This is a genomic window from Halothermothrix orenii H 168 (assembly GCF_000020485.1).
In the GTDB taxonomy this organism is placed as follows: domain Bacteria; phylum Bacillota; class Halanaerobiia; order Halanaerobiales; family Halothermotrichaceae; genus Halothermothrix; species Halothermothrix orenii.
On record NC_011899.1, the window covers coordinates 1906167 to 1930884 of the forward strand.

The 24718-nt window shown below is 41.4% G+C and carries 28 protein-coding genes; all 28 read right to left on the minus strand.

The genetic code is table 11. The features are described 5' to 3' along the window. Window positions 1–75 precede the first annotated feature (75 nt). The gene (locus HORE_RS09245) at window positions 76–624 is read right to left on the minus strand and encodes a YueI family protein (RefSeq protein ID WP_015923497.1); all 549 of its coding nucleotides are present in this window, start codon (window positions 622–624) and stop codon (window positions 76–78) included. A gap of 436 nt (window positions 625–1060) precedes the next feature. After that, entirely contained in the window at window positions 1061–1465 is a 405-nt protein-coding gene (locus tag HORE_RS09250) for a F0F1 ATP synthase subunit epsilon (RefSeq protein ID WP_015923498.1), read from the minus strand. Window positions 1466–1468: 3 nt separating this feature from the next. After that, entirely contained in the window at window positions 1469–2932 is a 1464-nt protein-coding gene (atpD, locus tag HORE_RS09255; RefSeq protein WP_015923499.1) for a F0F1 ATP synthase subunit beta, read from the minus strand. 59 nt (window positions 2933–2991) lie between these two features. Continuing rightward, a complete protein-coding gene (atpG, locus tag HORE_RS09260; RefSeq protein WP_015923500.1) occupies window positions 2992–3855 on the minus strand; it encodes an ATP synthase F1 subunit gamma in 864 nt (287 codons plus the stop codon). 35 nt (window positions 3856–3890) lie between these two features. Continuing rightward, window positions 3891–5516 carry a F0F1 ATP synthase subunit alpha gene (atpA, locus tag HORE_RS09265; protein ID WP_015923501.1) on the minus strand — a complete coding sequence of 542 codons (1626 nt, stop codon included), beginning with the start codon at window positions 5514–5516 and terminating at the stop codon, window positions 3891–3893. Then, window positions 5506–6081, minus strand: a complete 576-nt coding sequence (gene atpH, locus HORE_RS09270; RefSeq protein ID WP_015923502.1) for an ATP synthase F1 subunit delta — start codon at window positions 6079–6081, stop codon at window positions 5506–5508. The genes atpA and atpH overlap by 11 nt, the downstream gene beginning before the upstream one ends. Next, window positions 6078–6578, minus strand: a complete 501-nt coding sequence (gene atpF / locus HORE_RS09275; protein ID WP_015923503.1) for a F0F1 ATP synthase subunit B — start codon at window positions 6576–6578, stop codon at window positions 6078–6080. The genes atpH and atpF overlap by 4 nt, the downstream gene beginning before the upstream one ends. A gap of 178 nt (window positions 6579–6756) precedes the next feature. Beyond that, window positions 6757–7008: an ATP synthase F0 subunit C gene (gene atpE, locus HORE_RS09280; protein WP_015923505.1), complete on the minus strand. Its 252-nt coding sequence runs from the start codon at window positions 7006–7008 to the stop codon at window positions 6757–6759. An 87-nt stretch (window positions 7009–7095) separates the two neighbouring features. Beyond that, window positions 7096–7746: a F0F1 ATP synthase subunit A gene (gene atpB / locus HORE_RS09285; RefSeq protein ID WP_015923506.1), complete on the minus strand. Its 651-nt coding sequence runs from the start codon at window positions 7744–7746 to the stop codon at window positions 7096–7098. Further along, entirely contained in the window at window positions 7730–8173 is a 444-nt protein-coding gene (locus HORE_RS09290; protein WP_015923507.1) for an ATP synthase subunit I, read from the minus strand. Before HORE_RS09290 ends, atpB begins: the two co-directional genes overlap by 17 nt. Continuing rightward, window positions 8154–8402, minus strand: a complete 249-nt coding sequence (locus tag HORE_RS09295) for an AtpZ/AtpI family protein (RefSeq protein WP_015923508.1) — start codon at window positions 8400–8402, stop codon at window positions 8154–8156. The genes HORE_RS09290 and HORE_RS09295 overlap by 20 nt, the downstream gene beginning before the upstream one ends. Before the next feature lie 292 nt (window positions 8403–8694). Next, the gene (gene wecB / locus HORE_RS09300; protein WP_015923509.1) at window positions 8695–9816 is read right to left on the minus strand and encodes a non-hydrolyzing UDP-N-acetylglucosamine 2-epimerase; all 1122 of its coding nucleotides are present in this window, start codon (window positions 9814–9816) and stop codon (window positions 8695–8697) included. Window positions 9817–9839: 23 nt separating this feature from the next. After that, a complete protein-coding gene (locus HORE_RS09305; RefSeq protein ID WP_015923510.1) occupies window positions 9840–10895 on the minus strand; it encodes an MraY family glycosyltransferase in 1056 nt (351 codons plus the stop codon). Window positions 10896–10945: 50 nt separating this feature from the next. Beyond that, window positions 10946–11575: a uracil phosphoribosyltransferase gene (gene upp, locus HORE_RS09310; protein ID WP_041606616.1), complete on the minus strand. Its 630-nt coding sequence runs from the start codon at window positions 11573–11575 to the stop codon at window positions 10946–10948. Window position 11576: 1 nt separating this feature from the next. Then, the gene (gene rpiB, locus HORE_RS13215; RefSeq protein WP_015923512.1) at window positions 11577–12545 is read right to left on the minus strand and encodes a ribose 5-phosphate isomerase B; all 969 of its coding nucleotides are present in this window, start codon (window positions 12543–12545) and stop codon (window positions 11577–11579) included. Window positions 12546–12576: 31 nt separating this feature from the next. Next, window positions 12577–13149 (minus strand): manganese efflux pump MntP, encoded by a 573-nt coding sequence (locus HORE_RS09320; RefSeq protein ID WP_015923513.1) that lies wholly within the window; start codon window positions 13147–13149, stop codon window positions 12577–12579. Window positions 13150–13474: 325 nt separating this feature from the next. Continuing rightward, window positions 13475–14563, minus strand: coding sequence for an L-threonylcarbamoyladenylate synthase (locus HORE_RS09325; protein ID WP_041606045.1), 1089 nt, complete (start codon window positions 14561–14563; stop codon window positions 13475–13477). A 20-nt stretch (window positions 14564–14583) separates the two neighbouring features. Further along, window positions 14584–15441: a peptide chain release factor N(5)-glutamine methyltransferase gene (gene prmC, locus HORE_RS09330; RefSeq protein ID WP_015923515.1), complete on the minus strand. Its 858-nt coding sequence runs from the start codon at window positions 15439–15441 to the stop codon at window positions 14584–14586. Beyond that, window positions 15441–16517 (minus strand): peptide chain release factor 1, encoded by a 1077-nt coding sequence (prfA, locus tag HORE_RS09335; RefSeq protein ID WP_015923516.1) that lies wholly within the window; start codon window positions 16515–16517, stop codon window positions 15441–15443. Before prfA ends, prmC begins: the two co-directional genes overlap by 1 nt. Beyond that, entirely contained in the window at window positions 16510–17391 is an 882-nt protein-coding gene (locus HORE_RS09340) for a DUF1385 domain-containing protein (RefSeq protein ID WP_015923517.1), read from the minus strand. Before HORE_RS09340 ends, prfA begins: the two co-directional genes overlap by 8 nt. Next, window positions 17384–17980 (minus strand): thymidine kinase, encoded by a 597-nt coding sequence (locus HORE_RS09345; protein WP_015923518.1) that lies wholly within the window; start codon window positions 17978–17980, stop codon window positions 17384–17386. The genes HORE_RS09340 and HORE_RS09345 overlap by 8 nt, the downstream gene beginning before the upstream one ends. Window positions 17981–18144: 164 nt before the next feature. After that, complete coding sequence (rpmE, locus tag HORE_RS09350) at window positions 18145–18351, minus strand: 50S ribosomal protein L31 (protein ID WP_015923519.1); 207 nt, start codon at window positions 18349–18351, stop codon at window positions 18145–18147. 72 nt (window positions 18352–18423) lie between these two features. Beyond that, on the minus strand, window positions 18424–19680 hold the full coding sequence (gene rho / locus HORE_RS09355; RefSeq protein WP_015923520.1) for a transcription termination factor Rho: 1257 nt from the start codon (window positions 19678–19680) through the stop codon (window positions 18424–18426). Between the two features lie 349 nt (window positions 19681–20029). Then, complete coding sequence (locus HORE_RS09360) at window positions 20030–20884, minus strand: class II fructose-1,6-bisphosphate aldolase (RefSeq protein WP_015923521.1); 855 nt, start codon at window positions 20882–20884, stop codon at window positions 20030–20032. Window positions 20885–20943: 59 nt separating this feature from the next. Next, complete coding sequence (locus HORE_RS09365) at window positions 20944–21594, minus strand: hypothetical protein (protein WP_015923522.1); 651 nt, start codon at window positions 21592–21594, stop codon at window positions 20944–20946. A gap of 104 nt (window positions 21595–21698) precedes the next feature. Beyond that, window positions 21699–22262 (minus strand): hypothetical protein, encoded by a 564-nt coding sequence (locus tag HORE_RS09370; RefSeq protein ID WP_041606048.1) that lies wholly within the window; start codon window positions 22260–22262, stop codon window positions 21699–21701. Between the two features lie 107 nt (window positions 22263–22369). Further along, complete coding sequence (locus HORE_RS09375; protein ID WP_041606049.1) at window positions 22370–23083, minus strand: HAD family hydrolase; 714 nt, start codon at window positions 23081–23083, stop codon at window positions 22370–22372. 27 nt (window positions 23084–23110) lie between these two features. Continuing rightward, window positions 23111–24718, minus strand: coding sequence for a CTP synthase (pyrG, locus tag HORE_RS09380; protein ID WP_015923525.1), 1608 nt, complete (start codon window positions 24716–24718; stop codon window positions 23111–23113).

Below are 24718 nucleotides of genomic sequence, written 5' to 3' on the forward strand. Positions count from 1 at the left end.
ATACATAATTCGTGAAAGCCCTTATTTAATCCTTCAGGAATTTGGTACTAAATTTTTAAACTAATTTAATGAAAACTACTTATGACACACACACTCTGTTCCCAACAGCCTGTCTAACAATCCATACTTATCATAGTTAATAAGTTCTTCAGGGGCCTTTTCCTCCAATTCAGACCAGCATTCTGGACATAACCTGGCCCCCACATTCTTAATAATTTTACCAGAAACACCTTTTTGTTTCAACCTTTTTTCCCTATCCAATACCTTCCTGTTTTTTACTTCGACGGCGCCATCACTGGCCACCACCAGGGCCACATCCCCTTTTAATTCAGGGGAATCAACCCTTTTAAATAAAAGACCCTGCTCCCGGGCCATATCAATATATTTTCGGGCAGACTCAAGTCCCACACTACGCCTGACCACCATCCTGTCTGCATCAGGGTGTTTGACTGCTTTTATAATTTCCGGATAGATAGCCGGTTCCTCTACCTGGTCTATAGTAAGGTATTTTATGACCCTTTCTTTATATTCACCCAGGAAGCGATTTTTTTCTTCCTTTTTTAATTCCCTGGGTCCCAGAATTCCCTCCATCACCTTTTCCTCAAGTTTACTCTTATCTCCCACTTTCAAACACCCTTTACCAGAAAATTTAGTCAAAGTTACTTAATTCAGGTTCTCTATTAAGTTATTAAGGGGCTCTGTAATTGGGTCTCTGTAAATTTAAGTTTTGATCGAAGGCTCCTTTATTGACTCTTTGTTCCCGGACCACAAACCCAATCATGAAATATATCCAATCTTATTATTAGCAAAATTTTTCCCGTTAATACCTGTCTTCCTTCCCATAGTTTTGCAGCCATAAAAATTAATTAAAAAAACCCTGAGTTATCAGTTAGTATAGTATATATTTATAAATACAAAATGTGATTAGAACAGGTCTTGTCTATCATTATTATTTTAATGTTCAGGAGTAGCACACCTGATTGCGGACCATTAAATTCAATTCCTGGTCCAAATAATTTTAAGGATATTCAAAAAGGCCCTTGTCCGGGCCTTAAATTTATTAATAATGGCCGGCAGCTTTGAGGCGGGCAATAGCCCGTTCAAAAGCTGCCCGGGCTCTGGCTCGATCTATTCTGTCATTTCTGGAATTAAGTCTTTTTTCAGCTCTTTTAAGGGCGTCCCGGGCCCGTTCTACATCAATTTCATGGGGAAGCTCGGCTGTCCTGACGATAACGTTTATCTCATCTGGTTTTACTTCCATAAAACCCTCACTGATTGATATTTTAACTTCTTCCCCATCTTTTTTTACCCTCATAACCCCTGTTTTCAAGCCGGTAACCAGAGGAGTATGTTTTGGTAAAATACCGATTTCCCCATCGATAGCCGGAGCAATTAAAATATTAACAGGTTCACTGAAGACAACCTTCTCAGGGGTAACAACCTCAAGCCTTATTGTGGAAGGCATGGGCTACTCACCTTCCTTAATCCGTTTGGCTTTTTCTACCGCTTCATCTATGGTTCCCACCATGTAGAAAGCTTCTTCAGGCAGGTCATCATGTTTACCTTCTAAAATTTCTTTAAAACCTCTGATGGTTTCCTTGATCGGAACATATTTGCCTGGGGTATTGGTAAACTGTTCGGCTACAAAGAATGGCTGGGATAAGAACCTTTCTATCCGGCGGGCCCTGTTAACAATAATCTTATCCTCATCTGACAGTTCATCCATCCCCAGGATGGCGATAATGTCCTGCAGGTCCTTATATTGCTGTAATACCTCCTGGACCTGGCGGGCAACCTTATAGTGTTCCTCACCTATGACCCCGGGTTCAAGTATCCTCGAAGTCGAATCGAGGGGGTCAACTGCAGGGTATATACCCTTTTCAGCAATCTGCCTTGATAAAACTGTTGTTGCATCAAGGTGGGCAAAGGTAGTTGCTGGTGCCGGGTCTGTCAGGTCATCAGCCGGCACATAGATTGCCTGAACAGAGGTAATAGAACCCTTTTTGGTCGAAGTAATCCTTTCCTGAAGCTGGCCTACATCTACAGCCAGGGTAGGCTGGTAACCAACAGCAGAAGGCATTCTACCGAGCAGGGCTGATACCTCAGAACCGGCCTGGATAAAACGGAAAATGTTATCTATAAACAGGAGAACATCCTGCCCTTCCTTATCTCTGAAATACTCAGCCATAGTTAATCCGGTAAGTCCTACCCTCATCCTGGCTCCAGGTGGTTCATTCATCTGTCCAAACACAAGGGCTACTTTATCAAGAATGTCGGCCTCCTGGAACTCCAGCCAGAGGTCATTACCTTCCCTGGTACGTTCTCCAACACCAGAAAAAACTGAATAACCCCCGTGTTCAATAGCTATATTGTGTATTAATTCCTGTATCAAGACAGTTTTACCAACTCCTGCCCCACCAAAGAGACCAACTTTTCCACCTTTAGCATAGGGGGCTAGTAAGTCAATAACCTTGATGCCAGTTTCAAATACCTCAGTAGTTGTTTCCTGCTCTTCATAACTCGGAGCCGGGCGATGAATGGGAAGTTTTTCTTCAGTATCAACAGGTCCCTGTTTATCAATAGGCTCACCGAGGACATTAAATAGTCTACCCAGGACCTCTTCACCAACGGGAACAGTGATTGGCTCACCAAGGTCCCGGGCTTCCATGCCCCTGACAAGTCCATCGGTTGAGGACATGGCAACACAACGAACCCTGTTATCACCGAGCTGATGCATAACCTCGGCCATTAAACGAATCGGTTCACCGGGTTCATTATCCTCATTATGGGGACCTTCCTGACTTATTTTTCTATTATCACCGACAATTTCGATAGCATTATATATTTCAGGTAAATGTCCACCGGGAAATTCAACATCTACTACCGGGCCTATAACCTGAACGACCCGACCTACATTTTTTGCTTCACTCACGGCTATTCCTCCTTTTATCAATGGGATAGAACTAAAAAACATTAAAGATCTGTATTGGATTATTTAAGGGCTTCTGCTCCACCCACAATTTCAGTAATTTCTTTGGTAATAGCAGCCTGGCGTGCCCTGTTATAGGACAGGGTTAATTTATCTATTAATTCCCCTGCATTATCTGTAGCCGCATCCATGGCGGTCATTCTGGCCCCAAACTCACTGGCCTTGGCCTCTATCAGAGCTGAATAGAGGATGTTTTTAATATAGGAAGGAAGTAAAATATCCATTACTGCTTCCGGAGAAGGTTCATAAAGATATTCTGTGTTAATCTTTCCTTCCTCCTGGTTTTTATCATCAGGTGGTGTTAAAGGTAGCAGGGTTAAATCTCTTACTTCCTGGCTTATTGCCGAATTAAAATAAGTATAGACCAGGACTACCCTGTCAACTACATCATCTAAAAACAGGGAAATAATTTCTTCCCCGATTTTACCGGCCAGACTATAATCGGGGTAATCATCTATATTAATATACTCAGAGATTATGTTATATCCCCTCTTACCAAAAAAATCACGGCCTTTCCGGCCAACAGCCAGAAAATTGACTTCATCCTCTTTTTCAGTCAGTTTTTTTACCCTGTCAATAACCCGGGCATTATAGGCCCCACATAACCCCCGGTCAGCTGTAATCATTACAAAGAGGGACCGGTTGTTTTCCTTCTCCCGTAACAGGGGGTGGATATCCTTCTGACGGGTCCGGCGGGCTACATCAATTAATATACTCCTCGTCTTTTCAAAAAAAGGCCTGGCATTTTCCGCTTTCAGCTGGGCCTTTTTCAACTTGGCAGCAGCAACCATTTTCATGGCTTTGGTAATTTTCTGGGTGTTTTTTATACTGTTAATACGCCTTTTAATATCGCGCATCGTCTCCATTTTTCTCACCCCTAAAACACGGATTTGAACAAATATTAAACAACTTCTTCGGTATCTTTTTCCTCAGTATCCTGTTCAGCTTTGTTGTGACCTTCATTATTTTCTTCTTCTCCGGTATCGCCTTCTTCAACATTGAGCAGGGTGTTTTCTTTGACATTGAAGTTTTCCTTAAATTCCTTTATAACACCGGTGAGTTTCTCTTCAGTTTCATCATCAAGATCTCCGGTTTTTTTAATAGTTTCCGGAATTTCTGGGTAATTACTGTGAATATAACTTAAGAATTCATCCTCAAAACGCTCGATATTATCGACAGGGATATCATCGAGATGTCCGTTAACAACTGTATATATAATCATTACCTGGTCTTCCATATCCATAGGTGTATACTGGGGTTGTTTTAAAACCTCAACAATCCTCTCCCCGCGTTCCAGGCGGCGCTGTGTAGCTTTATCAAGGTCAGAACCGAACTGGGCAAAAGCTTCAAGTTCACGATACTGGGACAAATCAAGCCGCAGGGTTCCGGCTACCTTCTTCATTGCCTTTGTCTGGGCGGCACCTCCAACCCTGGATACAGAAATACCGACATTGATAGCCGGCCTAACCCCGGCAAAGAAGAGTTCACTTTCCAGGTATATCTGTCCATCGGTAATGGAAATTACGTTGGTTGGAATATAGGCCGATACATCTCCAGCCTGGGTTTCAATTATAGGCAGGGCAGTTAAAGAACCGCCACCCATATCTTCATTTAACCTGGCTGCCCTCTCCAGCAAGCGCGAATGGAGATAGAATACATCACCAGGATAGGCCTCACGTCCCGGTGGCCTCCTCAAGAGAAGACTCATGGAACGATAGGCCACAGCATGTTTGGATAAATCATCATAGACAACCAGAACATCACGGTTTTTCTCATACATAAAGTATTCACCAATGGCACAACCGGCATATGGAGCAATATACTGAAGGGGAGCCGGCTCACTGGCAGATGCTGAAACAATGACAGTATAGTCCATAGCTCCATGTTCCTTTAACCTTTCGGCAATCTGGGCCACCGTTGAAGCCTTCTGTCCAATAGCAACATAAATACAGATAACATCCTGATCTTTCTGATTAATAATAGTATCAACAGCTATGGCTGTTTTACCGGTCTGACGGTCACCGATAATAAGCTCCCTCTGGCCCCGGCCGATTGGTATCATGGAATCAATGGCCTTTAACCCGGTCTGAAGAGGAGTATCAACCGGTTTACGGTCAACGACACTGGGGGCCGGGGATTCAACAGGCCTGTATTTATCAACACTGATCTGACCCTTACCATCAAGGGGCTGCCCCAGGGAGTTTACTATCCTCCCCAGAAGTTCTTCACCGACAGGCACCTCAACAACACGACCGGTTCTTTTTACTGTGTCCCCTTCCTTTACTCTGGTTTCATCCCCCAGTAACACACAACCCACACTATCTTCCTCAAGGTTTAAGGCCATACCGTATACACCATTGGGGAACTCCAAAAGCTCGCTAGCCATAACTTCATCAAGACCGTATACATGGGCAATACCATCACCCACATCCAGTACGGTACCGACACTGACGGTCTCCAGTTCTGATTTATAATTTTCAATCTGTTTTTTAATTACAGAACTTATTTCTTCAGGTCTAAGATTCATTCTGAATCACCCCTAACTCTGTTACTGGAATTTTTTCAATGCTCTCTTTTATGGAATCAAGCTGGTGTTTAATACTTCCATCTATTAACCTGTCACCGATTTTAATAATAATCCCACCAATGATACCGGGGTCAATTTTCGTCTTTAATTCAATCTTTTTGTTCAGAGCTTTTTTAAGTTTGTTTTTCAGCTGCTCTCTCTGCTTTTCAGAAAGCTCAATAGCTGAAACAACCTCTATCTTTACCAGCCCTTCTTTCCTGTTGGCCTGTTTAATAAAATCCCTGATGATAAAATCAAGGTAAACCTCTCGCCTTTTATCAACTATAAGGTTTAAAAAATTAAAAACCGGTTCAGAAACCTTATCAGAAAAAACCTGGTGAATTACCTCTTTTTTATCATCTGGCAAAACCCGGGGATGATAGAGAATTTTTTTTAAATCATCATACTGCTTCAAAGCCTTACTAATCCCCTCAAGTTCCTCTTTAAATCTGGAAAGATTATCACTCTCCAGGGCAACTTCTAATAGAGCACTACTATACTTTCTGGAAACCTCATTATTAATCATTGCAGTTCACCTATCTTCTCCTGATCCAGGTTCTCAATATATTGATTTATCAAGGCTTCCTGCTGTTTTTTATCTATTTTTTCTTTAATGAACTTACCGGCTACCATCAGGGAAATAGAAGCAACTTCTTTCCGCAATTCATCAAGGGCATCCCGTTTGGCCTGGGCTATCTCTTCCATATTCCTTTCCTTTACCTTTTTCGCCTCTACTCTGGCCTCAGCTATTATCTCTTCGGCCCTCTGCTGGGCCCTCTTTTCAGCATCTTCAATAATCTCCTGGGCTTTATCACGGGCCTGCTGTAGTTTACTTTCATACTCTTTTTTCAGTTTGTCGGCCTCTTCCTTCTTCCGGGCCGCACTGTCTAGCTCATTTTTTATCTTCTGGCTCCTTTTATCCAGGAACTCAGTTAGAGGTCCATATAAAAACCTTTTTAACAACCACATAAGTACCAAAAAGTTTACTACCTGCCATAGAAGTCTTTCATCAATTGTTACCAAGTGGTTCACCTCCTGTCAATACTCTTCTGTTTATAATTGTCTATAATAATCTATATAAAATTAGAATTATTCTCCCTACATGAAATTATACTGGTCTTTAAAAGTTAAATATAAATATAAGGACACAATAAATAGAGGAAAGGGTTTAAAACCCCTCCCTCATAAAAAACTTATCCATTTAGAAAATTAGCAATATAGCAATTACCAGTGAATAGATACCGGTAGATTCGGCAACAGCCTGACCGAGGAGCATGGTGGTAAGAATGTTTCCCCTAGCTTCTGGCTGTCTGGCAACTGCTTCTACAGCCTTACCGGCAGCATAACCCTGACCAATACCAGGACCAATACCAGCAACCATTGCTATTCCAGCTCCCAACAGGGAAGCAGCCCTAATTATAGTATCAATTACTTCAGGGGAAAACTGTACCATTGTTTATTCCTCCTTTCACCATGATAAACAGATAAATTATGTTTAATTATGTTTAGCATTGGTTTTCATTGAACCAATGTTAATACCTTAAGATTCAGCAATGGAGATATAAGCTATAGCCAGCATCCCAAAAATCAGGGCCTGCACCAGACCGATAAAAAGATCAAACCAGGCATGTAAGGGTACAGGGATAAGCCAGGGAGCAAATTGAAATACAATTCCCAGCAGTATACCCCCGGCTACAATATTTCCAAAAAGACGGAAAGAATGGGAGATGGGCTTAGCCAGTTCTCCAATAATATTTATCGGTAACATAAAGACTACAGGCTCACCAAAACCCTTTAGATATCCCCAGAGCCCCTTTTTCCTGACACCATAATACTGGCTTACCAGAAAGACAACCAGGGCTAACCCGAGGGTTGTATTTAAGTCCCCGGTCGGGTTGGCGACACCCGGAATCACTCCAATAATATTGGACACTCCAATATAAATAAAAATTGTGGCAATAAAGGGCAAAAACTTACTTCCTCTGCCCGGAAGCATTGTCTCTATCTGATCTTCAATAGAGGTAATCAAAAGTTCTACAGCACTTTGAAGCCTTCCCGGCACCATTTCAAGGCGCCTGGTAACAATCTTTGAAAATATTATCAACAGGATAACCACTACCCAGGAAACAATCAGGGTATCGGTTATCGGCATCCCCATAAATTGAGTTACTACCTTAGGTCCGGGATTCATCCCAATTCCTCCTTTTATCTATTTCTTCCAGATGTTCTAGTTTGCGATGCCACCAATCACTGGCATATTCTATAATTCCTGTTCCCAGAATGGTGTATTTTAAGAGGAGTAAACCTACCGCAGTCGCTATAAAATAAACCCGGGACTTTTCGTATGCCTGAAACAGGGCTATAAAATATATAATATAGTTAATAAAGTAGCGTTTTCTTAAATAGTTTATAGCACGGCCCTTATCCATATCCAGGGCCCTGTTAATATGTATTATCTTTAACCTGAATAATAAAAAACTAATGATAATACCGACCAGAAGGCCCAGCAGGCCATCCCAACGGCCGGCTATTATAAGCCCCACCATGGGGAAAGTAGCTATAATCAGAACCTTCTTAAATAAATCCCGTTCCAGGTTATCAACTCTTTCGGGTATCATTATTATCATCACCTATAAAGTCCATAATTAGTCTAAAATTTGAGTAAAACCCGCTGGCAGTTCCCAGGATCAACCCTCCAATTTTAAAGGCATTTCCGGTGGCCAGATTAGTATCCAGCAGGTAGCCCAGCCCAAAACCAACCCCTATATTGGCTATCATTAATAAACCCAGCTGGGTTATCAGCCCCAGGGCCTGTAAAACTTCCCTCAGGTCATTATTCTTTCCCATAATCTAACTCCTGATTCTGACCGGACGGTCAGTTATATTTAAAAACCAACACTCTATAGTATTCTAGAGAATATAAAAAAATCCTTTTTTTATGTAATATTTTATTAAAAGCTAATTTCATAAGAACAAAAAGCGAATTTGGCAATAATAAATTGTACGCCGAAAATTATCATATAAAATGAACAAGGGCCTAATGGCATGGCTCTCCTTTTAATTTTATAATACCCTGGATTAGCTTTTCAACAGTATAAGTTAAACTTTAAACCATATATTCCAGTATATTTGCTCTATGTTAGCTTTTACGGAAGTAGTCTTCAATAATCTTTACTATTCTTCCGGCTGCTTTACCATCACCGAAGGGATTTTTGGCCAGGGCAATCTTATTATACTCATCTTTATTATTTAATAAACATGATACCTCATTATATATTTTTTCCCTGTCTGTCCCGACTACTTTAACCGTTCCCGCTTCTACAGCCTCAGGACGTTCGGTAACATTTCTCAGGACCAGGACCGGTTTATTAAGGGACGGAGCCTCTTCCTGAATCCCCCCTGAATCTGTTAAGACGATATCAACAGACTTCATTAAATGAACAAAGGGGAGGTAATCCAGAGGTTCTATCAGTAAAATACGGTTATGCCCACCCAGAATTGAAAAAACTACTTCCCGGACACGGGGATTTAAATGAACCGGGTATATTACTCTGAGGTCAGAATTGTTTTCCACCAATTCTTTAACGGCATAACATATATCCTCTAAAGGTTGTCCCCAGTTTTCCCGCCGGTGGGCGGTTAATAACATCACAGGACCCCTGTCAAAATCAAATTCTTTAAGAACAGGATCCTCAAAGGTGTAGTCTATATTTGCCGTATATAATAATGCATCAATCACAGTATTACCGGTAACAAAAATACTACCTTCATCTACCCCTTCATTCAGAAGAAAATTTTTCGCTTTCCCGGTCGGGGCAAAATGAAGGTCAGCAATTACACCGGTAAGATGACGGTTTAATTCTTCAGGAAAGGGCTGGTATTTGTCATAGGTCCTTAATCCAGCCTCAACATGGCCAACGGGTATTTTCTGATAGTAGGCTGCCAGGGCTCCGGCCAGAGTTGTCGAGGTATCCCCATGGACAAGGACTAAATCAGGGGTTACTTCAGTCAACACCTTCTCGATTCCTTCAAGGGCCTTTGCCATAATATGGGTCAGGCTCTGTTTATGTTTCATTATATCTAAATCAAAATCAGGTTTAAGCTGAAAAAGCCTTAAAACCTGATCTAGCATCTCCCGGTGCTGGGCAGTGACCAGTATTTTATTTTCAATATTTTCACTTTCCTGTAGAGCCTTAACAACAGGGGCCATTTTTATTGCTTCCGGTCTCGTGCCGAAAATAGTTACTGTCTTAATTTCCATGTCCTTCACCCTTTTATAACTAACTAACCCATCTCTTTACTGGAAGTTGGATTAACACCTTCACCGGGTATCTCTACAGAGAAAATACCCAGCTTCCAGGCCCCGTATACCAGGGCCACCACTACCATAAAGAATACAATTATAGCATCGTAAAAATTAGAGCTATTGATAACAAGGGCCACTAACCCAAGAAAAAAGCTGACTCCATATACAGTCATCACAGCCTGGCGCTGATCCATCCCCAGGGCCAGAAGCCGGTGATGGATATGACCATTATCAGCTTCCCCGATGGGTTTCCCGTTACAGATCCTTCTAATAATAGCAAATACGGTATCAAAAATAGGAACCCCCAGGGCCAGCAAAGGAACTATTATGGTAACAGCAGCAGCACTCTTCAAAGCTCCTGCCGCCGATACTGCGGCCAGAATATAACCCAGAAACATGGCTCCGGTATCCCCCATATATATCTCGGCCGGGTTAAAATTATATTTTAAAAACCCGAGGGCACTTCCAGCCAGAGCCAGGGACAGGATCGGGGCATATACTTGTCCTTCCTGTAAACCAACAAAAAATAACGTCAGGGAAGCAATGGTAGCTACCCCGGATGCCAGGCCATCCAGACCGTCAATTAAATTAAGGGTATTGGTTATCCCTACTATCCACAAAATGGTCAAAGGAATTCCCCAGAATCCTAGATAGAACATTCCTCCAAAGGGATTTGTTATAAATTCTACCCTGACACCATAGAGTATGAGAATAGAAGCAGCGGTAATCTGACCCAGCAATTTAACAAAAGGAGGTAACTCTCTGAGGTCATCAATAATTCCGGTTAACAGGATAACCGTTCCTCCCAGAAGTATTCCTGTTAATAATGAACCCGCCGGGGAAAATAGTAATACAGAAATAACAAATCCGAGATATATAGCTATCCCCCCGAGGTTAGGAACAGGTTTGCTATTTAACCTCCTCTGATTCGGCATATCCACTGCCCCTATTGTCAGAGCCATTTTTTTAACCAGAGGTGTGCTTATAAAAGTCACCAGTAAGCCCAGTAAAAAGGCCAGAATACTGTTTAACATTTAAACATCCCCTCTAACAGGAACAAATATTTTTAGTGGTTTTATAACAATCATTTAGTACCATAAAGCCTGTCTCCGGCATCACCAAGTCCAGGTACAATATAGGCATGATCATTTAACTTCTCATCTACAGCAGCCGTAAAAATACTGACATCAGGGTGCTCTTCCTGTAATCTCTCAACTCCCTCAGGAGCAGCTATAAGACACATAAACTTAATACTCCTGGGATTACGTTCCTTTATGAAACTGATAGCCGCTGCAGCTGAACCTCCGGTAGCCAGCATAGGATCAACAACAATTAAATCCCTCTCATTTACATCTGAAGGGAGCTTACAGTAATATTCGACCGGTTTTAATGTATCAGGGTCACGGTAAAGCCCTATATGTCCCACCTTGGCCGCAGGAATAAGTTTCAAGACCCCGTCAAGCATACCGAGTCCTGCCCTCAGGATGGGAACAACTCCCAGCTTTTTCCCGGATATTACTTTAAATCTGGCCTTCTGAATAGGGGTCTCAACTTCAACCTCTTCCAGGGGTAGATCCCTGGTCACTTCGTAGGCCATCAAGGTGGCTACTTCATCTACCAGTTCCCTGAATTCTTTGGGACCGGTATCTTTATTCCTGATCAGGGTTAATTTATGTTGTATTAGTGGATGGTCGATAACGGTTACCTTTCCCATTTTAGTATTCTCCCCTTTCAATCCTGGTAATTTTATTAACCCTTCTTTCATGCCTGTCTCCATCAAAACCAGCTTCCAGCCAGGTTTTGACTATCTCTTTAGCCAGACCTATCCCTATAACCCTAGAACCCAGGGCCAGGACATTGGCATTATTATGATTTCTGGCAGCCCGGGCAGAAAAAACATCATGGCAGAGGGCAGCCCTGACTCCCTCAACCTTATTGGCAGCAATAGACATGCCAATTCCGGTACCACACACCAGAAGTCCCCGGTCATACTCCCCGGAGGCAACCCCTGATGCTACTTTATAGGCAAAATCAGGATAGTCTACAGATTCATCGGAATCAGTACCCATATCTGATACATCATATCCCAGCTCGTCCAGTAGTTTAATAATCTCCTGTTTCATTTCATAGCCGGCATGATCTGATCCAATAGCTATTTTCATATCTATATCACCTCTTTTAATATTATTCTCGACCATCCCTTCTATTCCTTCTTCACTATTATAATAATTCAATTTTCCCATTATTTTTTGAAGATACTTCTTTATTTCATCCCGGGTCTGGCGGTATATCTCCAGGGACTGCCCGAAAGGATCTGAAACATCGGGATTTTCAGCCTGACCGGCAAATTCCTTAAGGGTATAGACCTTGCCTTTAGCTTCAGGAAAGTTATCAAGGAGCATATCTTTATGATTAATCGTCATAGTTAAAATAATATCGACATCTTTAATTAAGTCACCATCTACCTGTTTAGAAAGATGACCTGTCAGGTCTATTCCTTCTTCGCCCAGAACCCTGACAGCATTATCACTGGCTTTACCACCGGGAAAGGCCGCAATACCGGCTGAATCTATTTCCCATTTTTTGTTTAAATCTTTATTTTGAGATAACATCTTCTCCAGCAGAAACCTGGCCATGGGACTACGGCAGGTATTCCCTGTACAGACAAAGAGTAATTTAGGCATCCTGATCCCTCCTTACCATCCCTGTACTATTCTAGACTAACCCCATAAAATGGAGGCCCAGATAAATTAAAGCCAGTCCCCCGATAACCTGGGTATCATCCCCAATCCAGGAACCCACTTTAGAACCCAGGGATAAGCCGGAGGCCATCATAACCGTGGCTACACCTCCAAACAAAACAACTGCAAAAATGCCAACATCCAGCATCCCCAGGCTAATACCAACCGAAAGGGCATCCATACTGACACTTATGGCCAGGGCAATAATCCCCCAACCGGTTAAATCAAAATTCTTGAGTTCCTGTTCCCTCCCCAGCCACTTTTCAACTATCATATAGAAACCTATCAGTAATAAAAGGCCTGCCCCGATGATTTTAAAAAACTTATCGACCTGGCCATAGCTCCAGAAATACCTGGTTACCAATTCTTCTATGGCATGGCCACCATAATACCCGGTCAGGGGCATAATAATATGAAAAAGGCCAATAATGGCGCTAATCTCAACTATTTTTGAGGGTTTAAATTGCTGAACTCCTACCACAACAGCAACCGAGAAGGCATCAGTTCCCAGGGCTACTGCCAGGGCTGCCACTTCTATAAAACCCAAGAGCTACCCCCCTAAGTATCTGTGTCATGGCATATGTGTCACAATTAAAAAAAATTTCATTTCAGGCGTAAACAAGATCTTACAGTAAAATCTCTTACAGTAAAATCTCTTACAGTAAAATCTATTTATCCGGTAACTTATTTAGTAGTAATTTGAGGTATTTTTACAGCAAAGAATGTTCAGGTAAGGTTAATAGATAAGGTTAATAAGAACAAATTTACCTCCGGCCATAATCTTTTAAAAGTAAAAAACGTCTCAATAACCTGATATTAAAATCAAGATTTCACTACAAGATTTCACTACTGATATTGAAGATTTTTAATGATCACTCAACAACAATTTTCCCCGTTGCTGCTTTGGCCAGTCTATTCATTATAGCCTCCCCCAGTCCCTTCTCCGGAATGGTTTCAAAGAAAATAAGATCAATATTATCAGTATCCAGATTCCTTAAGATATCGAACATGCAGGCTGCAATCTTTTTAAAATCATTCCTGGAACCAATTACAACCTTTTTAATACCTGTAGTTGAAAAACTTTTCAGGCTTTCTTTTAAAACCATATCCGTTTCTGAAGTAATTACGAGGGCAAGATTGTATCCTTTATATTTTTCTCCAACGTCTCTAATTTTATCAAAATCTCTGATTTCAATTAAATACAAGGGGGTCCGGGGGGAATAATGGCGGTACTTCATACCTGGTGACAGGGGCTTTTTTCTATCTTCATTATCAGGATTTTCCGGGCTAAACCCGGTTACTTCAGCTATCTCCTCCCTGGTAACACCACCGGGGCGGAGAATAACAGGGTTCCCACTCCTGATATCAATCACAGTCGATTCTACTCCGACAGAGGACGGTCCACCATCAATTATAAAGGGAATCCTACCCTTTAAATCTTTAAAAACATGCTCAGCCCTGGTAGGACTCGGTGATCCCGAGAGATTGGCACTGGGGGCAGCAACCGGGACAGAGCTCAAACCAATTAATGCCCTTGCTACCGGGTTGTCCGGAAACCTGACCGCTACACTCTCAAGACCGGCTGTAGTCACCCCGGGAATCGTCTCTTTTTTTTCAAAAATAAGGGTCAGGGGTCCGGGCCAGAAATGTTTTATTAATCTACGGGTCGTATCGGAGAGGGGGTTTTTTATAATGTCGTAAAGCTGATCCATCTCACCGATATGAACAATTAGAGGGTTATCCCGGGGCCGACCTTTGGCTTTAAAAATTTTTTTGACAGCACTTTCACTGGTAGCATCTGCCCCTAACCCGTATACCGTCTCTGTAGGAAAAGCAACAACCTCCCCTTTTTGCAAAAGGGAGGCCCCTTCCCTGATAGCATCATTCTCTTTCAGTTTAAGTATATCCTGTTTTTTAATAAGGTCCCGATTGACCCTGCCGATTCTGGTTTTATATTCCATCCTCAATTTCCTTCCCTGTTTTATTTTTTGCGGGCAATAACAACCCGGTCCAGGCCAGAATAATCCTGTAAAACCCTGATATCACCCCAGGGCAGGCCTGACAAAATATCCCTGATACTGTCGGCCTGATGGTAACCTATCTCCAGTCCTAAAATACCTCCCGGGACAAGTACTTTCAAAGCCCGCGGGATTAACTCCCGGTAAATCTTTAAGCCATCAGCCCCTCCATCAAGGGCCTGTGAAGGCTCATAGGTAACTTCCAGCGGCAGTTTTTTCATTTCATTTCCGGTCAGGTAAGGGGGATTGGAGACAACTATATTAACATTATCCTTTTCCATTTTAATTAAAGGATCAAGTAAATTACCCTTAATAACCTTGACCCTCTCCCCTAGATTATGCCTCTTGATGTTGGTCCGGGCCACTTCCAGAGCCTTATCGGATATATCAATCCCCAGAACCCGGGCTCCGGGGAGATAGTGAGCAAGGCTGACAGCTATAACCCCGCTCCCCGTTCCTACATCAACGATATTGGGATTATCAATATTTTTTGCCTGACAGAGTGAAATTATCTCTTCCACCAGAATCTCGGTCTCCGGTCTGGGTATTAAAACACTCCTGTTCACTTTAAAATCAAGGGACATAAATTCTTTGTGTCCTGTTAGATAGGCAACAGGTATCCCCCTGGCCCGGTTAATAACCATCTCCCGGTAAGCTTCAACTTCTTTATTTTTTAGCGGTAAATCATATTTAACATAAAGCTGAATCCGTTCCATATCAAGGAGATGAGCCAGAAGGACTTCAGCATCAAGCCGGGGATTATCTATATTCTGCTTTTTAAAAAAATCAATAGCACTGTTTAATACCTCTTTTACAGTCACTATTTTAGCTTCTCCAATCTTTTAATAGTATCTTCTTTAATTAAATTATCAATAATAAGATCCAGGTTTCCGTCCAGAATATCATTCAATTGATGAATGGTCAAATTGATTCTGTGGTCACTGACCCGTCCCTGGGGGAAATTATAGGTCCTGATTTTCTCACTGCGGTCCCCGGAGCCGATCTGGCTTTTCCGGGCTTCATCAATTTCCGCCTGCTTTTCTTTTTCCATTAACTCCTTGAGCCGTGCCCGTAGAATACGCATGGCCCTGGCTTTGTTCTTATGCTGTGATTTTTCATCCTGACAGGATACAACCAGCCCTGTCGGTTCATGGGTTATCCGCACGGCAGAGTCAGTAGTATTAACACTCTGCCCTCCGGGGCCACTTGACCTGTAAACATCTATCCGTAAATCATTGGGGTCAATATCTACATCAACCTCTTCAGCCTCAGGTAGAACGGCAACAGTGGCTGTAGATGTATGAATCCGGCCTCCAGATTCAGTGGTCGGAACCCTCTGAACCCGGTGCACCCCACTTTCATATTTAAGACGGCTGTATACATTTTTTCCTTCAACCGTAAATATAATCTCCTTATACCCGCCTATTCCAGAAGCATTGGCACTTATAACTTCTGTTTTCCAGTTTTTGCTTTCAGCATACCGGGAATACATCCGGTAAAGGTCAGCAGCAAAAAGGCCGGCTTCGTCTCCTCCGGCCCCGGCCCTGATTTCAACAATAACATTTTTTTCATCATTGGGGTCTTCAGGTAGCAACATATAGGTAAGCTCATCTTCCATTTTCTCCTTGCGCGGGGTTAATTCCTTAAGCTCCATTTCAGCCAGTTCTCTAACTTCCTGCTCCTCTTCCTCTTCAATAATGGAGTGGGCTTCTTCAACCCGGCTTAGCACCTTTTTGTACTCCCTGTATTTGCTGACAATCTCTTTTAATTTACCATGTTCTTTGAGAAGTTTTTGATACTGTTCACTGTTATTAATAACATCAGGGTCACTGATTTCTTTGTTAAGTTCATTATATCTATCGACTAATTTATCAAGTTTTTTCGTTAAATCAAACATTTGACCCATTCCTTTCTTCTTCTGGTAATACTGCCTTAAGGGCAGCGATAGCAACCTCTAGCATAGAATCATCTGGTTCGACTGTCGTTAATTTTTGCAGCCACAGTCCCGGGGTAGCAATACAACGGATAAAGGGATTAACCTTATCACGACCAGCCAGTTTAATTATCTCATAGGATACCCCGGCAATAATCGGCAGAAGTAATAAATGGTATAAGATCCTTTCCAGAAAAGGAGGCCGGCCAAAAAATGAAAAGAAAAATATACTCAACAAAATCACCAGAAAAATAAAGTTGGTCCCACACCTGGGATGAAGGGTACTGAATTTACGGGCATTTTCCACAGTAAGGGGTAAATTTGATTCATAATTATGAATAACCTTGTGTTCAGCCCCGTGATACATAAATACCCTTTTAACTTCTTTCATTCTTGAAATAATAAAAAGATAAGTCAAAAAAGCAGTTATCTTAACCAGTCCCTCTATAATATTCAGAACTATACTCTGTTCAACCAGTGGCTGAATCAAAGCAATAACCCCGGCTGGAAAAGCGACAAAAAGCAAAATAGCCAGGGCAAAGGATATAACAACACTCAGGGCCATTTCCCAGGGAGAGATTTCCTCCTCTTCCTCTGTGGCCTCATTTGCAGAATAGGTTAAAGATTTAACACCAATCGTCAATGAACTGATAAGGGCAACAACACCTCTAATAAATGGCCATTTTAAAAAGGGAAACCTTTCCCCGATGGACCTGAGGTGGATTCTTTCCACAACAATTTCATCCGTAGGTTTACGGACAGCTATGGCTGCCCTGTCCTTACCTCTCATCATTACACCTTCAATAACAGCCTGACCACCGTATTGTGGTTCACTCATTCTTTTCTCCCCTTTTATTCTTTACTTCATGGCATTTTCGACAACGGGCTTCATATACCTCTTCAGCCCCAACCATAATTACGGGATCATCGTAAGAAGCTGGTTCTCCATCAATCAGTCGCTGAGTACGGCTGGCCAGTTCCCCACATTTTACACAGATTGCATGGAGTTTATCGACATATTCAGCCCTGGCCAGTAGTTCCGGTACCGGGCCAAAGGGTTCCCCCCTGAAATCGCGATCCAGGCCGGCCACAATAACCCTCTTCCCCTCATCAGCAAGTTGTTCACAGATAGAAATGATCCCGTTACTAAAAAACTGTACTTCATCTATTCCGACCACTTCGGTATTTTTATCAATCCTCTGTAAAATTTCCTCAGGGTGATTGACCGGTATAGCCTCAATTCTTTCCCCATTATGGGAAACAACATCCTTATTACTATAGCGGTTGTCTATAACCGGTTTAAAAACATGAGCTTTCTGTCTGGCTATTTCAACCCGGCGCAACCGCCGGATCAGTTCTTCACTTTTACCACAGTACATGGGACCGGTAATAACCTCTATCCATCCAGTATTGTTTATCTGGTACATCTCCTCTCCACCTCTTAAAAACGTTGATTTTGACTAATCCATCTAAACTGCTGTCAATATTTATTCATCAATTATGAAAATCCTTGATTTAAATAATTTACTATATTTTGGTAATAAAAATATTAAAAAAGCAGAGCTTAAGCCCTGCCCTGAACCGGGGCTTCCTACTCTTCAGAAAGCCCGTATTTTTTGTTAAACCTTTCGATCCGACCACCTTTAGTGGCTTTGCGCTGTTTACCTGTGTAAAAGGGATGACACCTGGAGCATACTTCTACATGGATATCTTCTTTAGTGGAGTTTGTTTCATATTCAGCACCACAGGCACATACAATCTTGGTCTTCTTAATCTCGGGATGAATACCTTTTTTCATGATATCACCTCTTTCTCCTTTTTCAACTTTTATATTATAACACACGTAAATTCTCTCTGCAACCGATGGGCATTAACCAAATACCCTGTTGAGGCTTACCAATAAATCCCTGTTTGTTCTGGTATTATGAAGCTGTTTTATAAAAGACTCCATGATTTCTGTGGTACTGGTGTTTGCAATCCCTTTACGCAACTTCCACATAGTATCCAGTTCTTTTTTATCAAGGAGGAGTTCTTCCTTTCTCGTTCCTGACTTCTTGATATCAATAGCCGGGAATAGCCTCTGTTCTGCCAGGTGACGATTTAAATGTATTTCCATATTTCCCGTTCCCTTAAACTCTTCATAAATAACATCATCCATCCTGCTACCGGTATCTACCAGGGCTGTAGCCAGAATAGTTAAACTGCCACCTTCTTCAATATTCCGCCCTGCCCCAAAAAACCTTTTTGGGAAATGCATGGCATTGGGGTCTAATCCACCGGAGAGAGTACGGCCGCTTGGTGGTATGGTTACATTGGCTGCGCGGGCCAGTCGGGTTATACTATCAAGGAGGATTATTACATCATATTTGTGTTCTACCAGGCGTTTAGCCTTCTTTAAAACCAGTTCAGCCACCTGAAGGTGGTTTTCCGGTGGTTCATCAAAAGTAGAACTGATTACCTCAGCATCAACTGACCTTTTCATATCAGTAACCTCTTCAGGCCTCTCATCTATTAATAAAATCATCAACCTGGCTTCAGGGTAATTATGGGTAATACTATTGGCTATCTTTTTTAATAGAACCGTTTTTCCGGCCTTCGGTGGGGATACTATTAACCCCCGCTGCCCCTTTCCAATTGGAGCCACCAGATCTATCAATCGGGTAGAAATTTCATTGGGATGATATTCCAGTTTTAACCTTTCCACAGGATAAAGGGGAGTCAGGTCTTCAAAATAAGCCCTGTCCCTGGCCCTCTCTGGATCCTGAAAATTGACGGCCTCTATCCTGAGCAGGGCAAAATACCTCTCTCCCTCTTTAGGCTCCCGTACCTGTCCTGATACTACATCACCAGTTCTCAAATCAAACCTCCTGATCTGGGAAGCCGATATATAGATATCATCACTGGAGGGAACATATTTAGAAGGCCTTAAAAAACCATAGCCTTCACCATTAACAATCTCGAGAACCCCTTCAGCAAAAATATGCCCCCCCTTCTCCGTTTCTCTCTTTAAAATAGCAAAGATTAAGTCTTTTTTTCTCATATGAGTATATCCGGTAACATCGAGCTCTTTAGCCAGTTTATGTAACTCAGTAATAGTTTTTTTCTCAAGTTCACTGATATTAAGCAATACAAACCCACCTTTCTTAACCGATAACACTGGAAAATTAGAAAACCTATAGTCAAATTAAGTAAAACTCAAATTAAGTAAAAATTTTGTAATATATAAAGTAAAATTTTTAAATTTTATAATATAAAAGTATAATTTTATAATATAAGCAGATATTTAAGAACAAAAAATATTTTTATATAAATGGTTAGTATTCCTGTGAACAGGTCAGGCTGGATTAAAGCGGGGTCAAATGTGGTTTGATTTATGAAGGAGAATAGTGGCAGTAATTGAACAGGGGGTATAAGGAAAAGGGTATACCTGCTTTCACAGGAATACCCTGTATAACCCGTTAACCCATTAATTCCGGTCAGGCTTTATTCTGACTACCCAGCATTTTAATCTTCTCTTTAACTTTAGCTTTAATGGCGTCACGACCCGGCCCACAATATTTGCGGGGGTCATAGAGATCAGGCTTTTCATCAAATATTTCTTTTATTCTTTCTGTAAAGGCCTGCTGGAAATCGGTATTTACATTAACTTTATTGATTCCCAGCTTTACAGCCTTTTCTACATCTTCAGTAGGAACACCGGAAGCACCGTGTAATACCAGCGGCATATCTAATTTAGATTTGATATCTGTTAAACGATCAAAATCAAGTTCAGGCTTACCCTTGTATACCCCATGAGCAGTACCAATAGCTATAGCCAGGGCATCTACCCCTGTTCTTTCCACAAATTCAACAGCCTCATCCGGGTCAGTATATGTAGCATCTTTTTCATCTACAGATACATTATCTTCAGTTCCACCTATTTTCCCAAGCTCAGCTTCAACACTAACTCCGACTGAATGGGCTGCTTCTACTACCTTTTTAACCAGTCTTACATTTTCTTCAAAGGGATAGTGAGAGCCATCAATCATAACTGAAGAATAGCCATGCCTGATACACTTCATAACTACCTCAAAGCTGCTACCATGGTCCAGGTGCAGCGCAACCGGAATAGTAGTATTTTTGGTGGCTGCTTCCACCATACCAATAACATAATCAATACCAATATATTTAATAGCACCTTCACTGGTCTGTAAAATAAGTGGGGAATTCATCTCCTCAGCAGCTTCTATGATCCCCTGTAAAAATTCCAGATTATTAATGTTAAACCCACCAACTGCATAGCCTTCTTTGTTAGCTTTTTTGAGTATCTCTGCCATTGGAACTAAATTCATACTTATTTCCTCCTTATAATTTTTATAATTTTATTTTATGTTGTAATTATAATTTGGCCCTAAATATTTATTTTAGGATCCTTAGAGCTACCAGGCTTTTTACTCATTTTAATTATAACCTCATCCTTATTTTTTAACAGGTCAACATCTTCCCTGGTAGATGCTGGAACAACCAATGAAGAATTACAATTGTTACACAGCAACTGAATTTTATCTGAGAATAGATCTATATTTATATCATGACTCCCGCATTCGCAGAACAAAGAACCCTCAGCTGCAATATCATGGAGATGGTCTAAAACCTCCAGCATGATTTCAGGATCATTAAAATCATCAAAACCCATTTCATTGGCAATAGAATTTAATTCTTCCTGCTGACGGTTAAGCTCCTCCCGTAGTAGTAAATAGGAACCATAATACCCCAGGTTTAACTCAGTGTTGGGACATACCAGGACATTAAGGTGGTTTTTTGTGAAAAATTCATCCCTGGGAATTACAGTTACATGTTCCCGGTCACATATAATACAGTAAAACTTAATAGAGATAAACTTCCGGCCCTTTCTTTTAAAAGAAACTTTCTGTCTACCACATTGACACTTTATCCGGTGGGTTTTATTGCCGGAAAGCTGAAATATATTCAACTGGTTGACTTCCAGTCGCCCACAGGTGGGGCAACGCATAGCAAATGCGGAAGAATGTTCAATAACCATATTGTATCAACCTGATTAGTTACTAACCAGGTTTTCACCTCCTCACCCTTACTATTCTCCATATTTTTGAAAAATCCTTCTTATAATTAAATATTTTATTATCCTTATAAGTCCTTATGGATTTCAAGTATCAGCCCCCGGCCAACAATCAAAACTATATAATCCCCTGGTTTTAAAATCTTTAACTTGCCTATTCCAGAGGTTATACCCTCTCTCCAGTTGAAGAACTCTGGCATATCAATATCAGATCTATCCTGGTTAAACTTCTTCAGGTATAATTTTTTATTTTCATAATCAACTTCCGTAACAAAACCTTCAATTACATTATAGTAGACCCTTAATTCTCCAGGAAGACCTTTATCATCAAGGGTCAATACCCCCCACTGATACCGCTCCTGCCCCGGAGGCAGGCATGCTGTCAGGGATGATTTGTGTCCATTATAGTAAATATTAACCTCATCCTTAATCTGGTAAGTTTCTGAATTAATCTGGATGGTATTATTCTGGAGATTAACCTCTTTTATGTAACCCTCAATTATATTAGAGGCATAAACACTGGCTGATAAACAAAACAGTACACAGAATACTGCTAATAACCCCATAAAAAAATAAATGTTGTCAGTCCTTAAAGACAGGGGTGTTTTTTTTCTAAAATGTTGAGCATTCATAAGTAATCCCCCTCCCGGGTCTGTTATTACCATTATTACCCGGGTAAGGGGGTTTTATACCTGAAAACAAGTATTAATTTTTATAGTTAACTCTTTGGCTTCTATAGTTAACTATTTAACTTCAGATACTCGAAAAGACCTGCCAGGCTTCCCTGCCAGTCTGGTTCAGGAATAGTTGAATTACCTCTTTCTATTAAATTATCCTTGATCAGATAAGTCTTTATTCCCAGTCTACCGGCTACCATATCTTCCTCAACATCATTACCCACCATATAGCAACGGGAAGGGGTGGCTCCGATATTTTTCAGTATTTCCTTATAGTATTTCAGGTTCGGTTTGCAATAATGCATATTATTATAATGGGTGATAAAATCAAAGTCATCGGCTTTAAGTCCAGACCAACTCAAGCGTTCTCTAATTGCTTCCGGTGGAAAAACAGGGTTAGTAGCCAGAACCAGACCATAACCCTTTTTCTTTAACATTTCAATTATTTTACAGGAAGTATTATCAACTTCTAATCCTTCCCCCAGATATGGAAACCGTTCCCTGTAAAACTTATCAAACCTGGCCATAATCTCCTCCGGGTTATTTACTTCTAGTAATTTAAAAAAAGATTCTTCAAAAACTACCCTGTTTACTTTTTGGCCATCATTATTGATCATATCTTCAGTAGACTTCATTAGTATTTTAATAAATTCCTCCGGTGAAGCCAGATCTAAAAATTCCCTGGTCAAGGCTTTAAAGTATTTTTTTAAAAATATATCAAAATCAATGGGTAATAGAGTACCGTCCAGGTCAAATAAAAAATACTGTCTTTTAATAGTATCACCCCACTTACTGGTCTAATTTTATTTCTCTTCCAGTGCTGCCCTGATAAATCCTACAAAAAGCGGATGAGGCCTATTGGGCCTGCTCTTAAATTCAGGGTGGAACTGTACACCAACAAACCAGGGATGATCCGGTAATTCTACAATTTCTACCAGCCTTTCGTCAGGGGAAAGTCCGGCCAGAATCAGACCTTTTTCTATTAACTCATTTCTATATTCATTGTTAAACTCATAGCGATGGCGATGTCTTTCATATATTATTTCATCCTGATAAGCTTCATAACTTTTGGTACCGGAGCTAAGCTTACAGGGGTAAATACCCAGACGCATAGTTCCTCCCTTATCCTCTATCTCTTTCTGCTCAGGCATAAGATCGATAACGGGGTGATCGGTATCAAGATCAAATTCAGAACTATTGGCCCCTTTATAACCGGCTACATTTCTGGAAAACTCGATGACAGCACATTGCATACCCAGACAGATTCCGAAGAAAGGAATACCCTTTTCCCGGGCATAGGTAATGGCTTTTATCTTTCCCTCAATTCCCCGGTCTCCAAAACCACCGGGTACCAGGATTCCATCCACATCGTCAAGGTATTCTTCAGGGGAACTATCTCCTTCCAGGTCTTCGGCATAAACCCATTTAACCTCTACTTCAGCATTATTGGCAACCCCGGCATGCCTGAAAGCCTCATTTATACTTATATAGGCATCGGGTAATTCAACATATTTACCAACTATAGCAATCCGGACCCTGTTATCAAGGTGTTTCATCTTGTTGACCATATCCTGCCAGTCCTCGAGATCAGGGGTATGAACCTTATTTTCCAGGCCCAGTTTATCAATAACGATTGTGGCCAGTCCCTCTTTTTCAAACTTAAGGGGGACTTCATAAATATTTTTGGCATCCACGGCCTGGATAACGGCCCTCTTATCAATATCACCAAACAGGGCTATTTTATCCTTGACATCCTGGGTAAGCTTACGGTCAGAGCGGCATACTATCGCATCAGGCTGAATACCGATACCCCTCAATTCCTTTATACTGTGCTGGGTAGGCTTTGTCTTTAACTCCCCGGCAGTTGGCAGATAGGGAACAAGGGTACAGTGAAGGTAAAATACATTCTCCTTGCCGAGATCACTCTTCAATTGCCTGATGGCTTCAATAAAGGGTAGACTTTCGATATCACCAACTGTTCCCCCGATTTCGGTAATAACTACATCGGCATCGGTTTCCCGGCCTACCCGGGTAATTCTTGATTTGATTTCATCGGTGATATGGGGGATTACCTGAACGGTTGCTCCCAGGTACTCACCTTTCCGTTCTTTGCGGATAACCGATCCATAGATCTGTCCTGTGGTTACATTATTGTTCTGACTCAGGTTAACATCGATAAACCTTTCATAATGGCCCAGGTCCAGGTCGGTTTCTGCACCATCATCAGTAACAAAAACCTCTCCATGCTGGTATGGACTCATGGTACCGGGGTCCACATTTATATAAGGATCAAATTTCTGAATACTGACTTTTAGACCCCTGCTCTTCAATAACCTCCCCAGGGAGGCAGCCGTTATCCCTTTACCGAGGGCAGATACTACCCCCCCGGTAACAAAAATATATTTTGTCAT